Source organism: Psittacicella gerlachiana (assembly GCF_003585965.1).
GTDB lineage: Bacteria > Pseudomonadota > Gammaproteobacteria > Enterobacterales > Psittacicellaceae > Psittacicella > Psittacicella gerlachiana.
On record NZ_NRJF01000227.1, the window covers coordinates 1 to 2,551 of the forward strand.

At 32.1% G+C, this 2,551-nt stretch carries 3 protein-coding genes; all 3 read left to right on the top strand.

The window, feature by feature from the left end; all coding sequences use genetic code 11:
* Positions 1–120 precede the first annotated feature (120 nt).
* On the top strand, positions 121–1,053 hold the full coding sequence (gene lpxC / locus CKF59_RS06920) for a UDP-3-O-acyl-N-acetylglucosamine deacetylase (protein ID WP_119535209.1): 933 nt from the start codon (positions 121–123) through the stop codon (positions 1,051–1,053).
* Between the two features lie 168 nt (positions 1,054–1,221).
* Positions 1,222–1,695, top strand: a complete 474-nt coding sequence (locus CKF59_RS06925; RefSeq protein ID WP_119535210.1) for an RNA pyrophosphohydrolase — start codon at positions 1,222–1,224, stop codon at positions 1,693–1,695.
* Positions 1,696–1,700: 5 nt separating this feature from the next.
* A complete protein-coding gene (locus CKF59_RS06930) occupies positions 1,701–2,531 on the top strand; it encodes a sulfite exporter TauE/SafE family protein (protein ID WP_119535211.1) in 831 nt (276 codons plus the stop codon).
* Positions 2,532–2,551 lie beyond the last annotated feature (20 nt).

The window sequence follows — 2,551 nt, forward strand, 5'->3', positions numbered from 1 at the left end:
ATTTTAGATACAGTTTTCCTTTAAAAAACTTATTAAAAATTATTTAACTTAAATAATTTTTAAACTTACAAACAACACACAAAAACACAACAATAATTGACAAAGGATAAAAAAATTAATATGACCATTTTTCAAAGAACAATAAAACAAACTATTGAAGTATCTGGTATCGGATTACATTCAGGAAACAATGTAATGCTAAGATTATTACCAGCTCCTGTTAATACAGGAATAGTTTTTCGTAGAGTAGATCTAAACCCAGTTGTAGAAATTAAAGCAGATCCTCATTTAGTTAGAGAAACTACTTTATGTACTGGATTAGTATCTGATGAAGGCGTTAGAGTGCAAACCATTGAACACTTAATGGCAGCCATCTCTTCTTTTGGGATCGATAATCTTTATGTAGAATTAAACTCTTCTGAAGTACCTGTAATGGATGGCTCTTCAGCTGCATTTGTGATCCTTTTCCAAGATGCAGGTTTAGTTCTTCAAGAAATGCCTAAACAATTTTTCCGTATTACCAAAAAAGTTCGTGTTGAAGAAGGTGATAAATTCGCTGAATTATCTCCTATTGAAGGTAACAAATTTAATTTAGACTTTACAATTAATTTTGATCACCCTGTATTTTCTAAAGAACTTAGCCATTTCAATATGGATTTAACCACTAACAACTTTGTAGAACAACTATCACGTTGCCGTACTTTTGGCTTCTTAAAAGATATTGAATATCTCCAACAAAATGGTTTATGCCGTGGTGGTAGCTTAGCAAATGCAATTGTTTTAGATGAAAATCGTATCGTAAATGAAGAAGGTTTACGTTATAACAATGAATTTGTAAGACATAAAATGCTTGACGCTATTGGAGATCTATTCCTTTGCGGACACAATTTAATTGGTAGTTATACAGCATACAAATCAGGACACCATTTAAATAACCTGTTAGTAAGAAAACTCCTTGCAGAACAAGCATTTGAAGTTGTTACTTTTGAAACTCAAGATGCAAAAGAGAAAGTAGAATCACAAGAAGCAATTATTACTAAAACTTTTGCTTAATGGATTTATATAAAGCCGTAGTCAAAGCACTACGGCTTTTTCATGCAGATTCTTTTGCTTTGTAATATAATAACAGGGTATTTTTTATCTATGACTATGTTAGGGGCAACTAAGAGTAGTGAAAAAAACTAACGCCTTTAAAATGTCATAACTCTAGGAAAATTATTCATGAGCCTTAAAAAAAATAATGAAAACTTACGCCTTGGCGTAGGGATTATAGTTATAAATAAAGAAGGAAAACTTTGGTTAGGTAAACTTGCTAAGTACCCTCAATGGCAATTTCCTCAAGGAGGAATTGAGGCTAATGAAACTCCAGAACAAGCTATGTATCGAGAACTTGAAGAGGAAACAGGAATAAAACCTCATCAAATTAAGATTATAGCTGAAAGTAAAAAGTGGTTAACATACAAGTTTCCATTTCATTTTAATGATTATACTGGAGCCAAACAAAAGTGGTTTATTGTACAGCTAATCGATGAAAATGCTGAAATTGATTACTCTTTTGCTAAAGAATTTGTTGCTCATAGTTGGGTAACCTATTGGTATCCAATTAGAAATCCAGTTTACTTCAAAGAAGAAGTTTATCGCAAAGTTTTAAAAGAGTTTGCCCGTTTTGTCTTTAAAAGAAAACCAAGGTTCTAATATTTATGGATCAACAAATTATTATCTTTATTCTTTCCTGTTTACTCGCTGGAGTATTTGCAGGACTTAGTTCAGGTTTATTAGGACTTGGAGGAGGACTAGTAATAGTTCCTGTTTTAAATTACTTATTACCGAGTATTTTTACCATCTCTCCCCAAGATCTCTTACCTATCTGTATCCAAACTAGTTTTGGGGTAATTATTTTTAATACCATCACCGCTTCTTTAAAGCAATATAAATTAGGTAATATTAATTTTAGAGCAGCCTTGATAATTGTTCCACCAATGGTGGTTTGTTCCATTCTTGTCGGAGCTTTTGTTACAAGAATCAATCCAGGCTATTTAAAAATATTCTTCGGTTTAGTTGTAGTTTATTCTGCTTTAAATATGCTAATCAAGAAAAATCGAGGTGAAGAAGATCCTCAAGCTCAATTACCTCCAGTTAAAGGCTTTCTTGCCGGAGCAGCAATTGGTGGTATCTCTTCTACAGCAGGAATTTCAGGAGGATCATTTTTAGGACCTTTATTCCACGCTTGTAAATTTCCAATCAAACGAGCTCTTGGCACCTCTTCTTTTTGTGGAGTCTTTTTAGCAATCTCAGGCTTTCTAACCTATTTTATTTCTGGAATTAAAGTCGATACGGGAGTACCTTACACTATAGGTTATTTCTCTATTATAGCTTTCCTTGCTATTTTAATTCCTTCGGTAATCTTTGCCCATCAAGGTGTTAAATTACAATCAGTACTACCAGCAAAAAAAGTAAAAAGAATTTTTGCTTATTTTTTATTTTTAGTAGCTCTAGATATGCTATATGATGGGTATTTGTTAATAATATAATATATAATGTAAAAGCTAGT

Excerpts from the sequence above, each read along its gene's own strand:
- CKF59_RS06930 (WP_119535211.1), top strand. The coding sequence starts at position 1,701 with ATGGATCAACAAATTATTATCTTTATTCTTTCCTGTTTACTCGCTGGA.
- lpxC (WP_119535209.1), top strand. The coding sequence starts at position 121 with ATGACCATTTTTCAAAGAACAATAAAACAAACTATTGAAGTATCTGGT.
- CKF59_RS06925 (WP_119535210.1), top strand. The coding sequence starts at position 1,222 with ATGAGCCTTAAAAAAAATAATGAAAACTTACGCCTTGGCGTAGGGATT.